Origin of the sequence: Pseudomonas urethralis, from assembly GCF_021602465.1 — a bacterium.
GTDB lineage: Bacteria > Pseudomonadota > Gammaproteobacteria > Pseudomonadales > Pseudomonadaceae > Aquipseudomonas > Aquipseudomonas vlassakiae.
Window position 1 is genome coordinate 1 of the sequence record NZ_BQIJ01000070.1, and the last position, 255, is coordinate 255.

General features: G+C 50.6%; 1 tRNA gene and 1 rRNA gene. Both read left to right on the forward strand.

What is annotated here, in order from left to right:
* Positions 1 to 72, forward strand: a 16S ribosomal RNA gene (locus L6D64_RS28240); the annotation flags it as partial.
* A gap of 85 nt (positions 73 to 157) precedes the next feature.
* Positions 158 to 234, forward strand: a tRNA-Ile gene (locus tag L6D64_RS28245).
* Positions 235 to 255: the final 21 nt, after the last annotated feature.

The following is a 255-nucleotide window of genomic DNA, read 5'->3' on the forward strand; positions in this document are numbered from 1 at the left end:
GTGTGATTCATGACTGGGGTGAAGTCGTAACAAGGTAGCCGTAGGGGAACCTGCGGCTGGATCACCTCCTTAATCGACGACATCAGCCTGCTGATGAGCTCCCACACGAATTGCTTGATTCATTGTAAAAGACGATGTTGCAAAGTGACCCTGTTATAGGTCTGTAGCTCAGTTGGTTAGAGCGCACCCCTGATAAGGGTGAGGTCGGCAGTTCAAATCTGCCCAGACCTACCATTACAGAGTTCAGCCGTACAC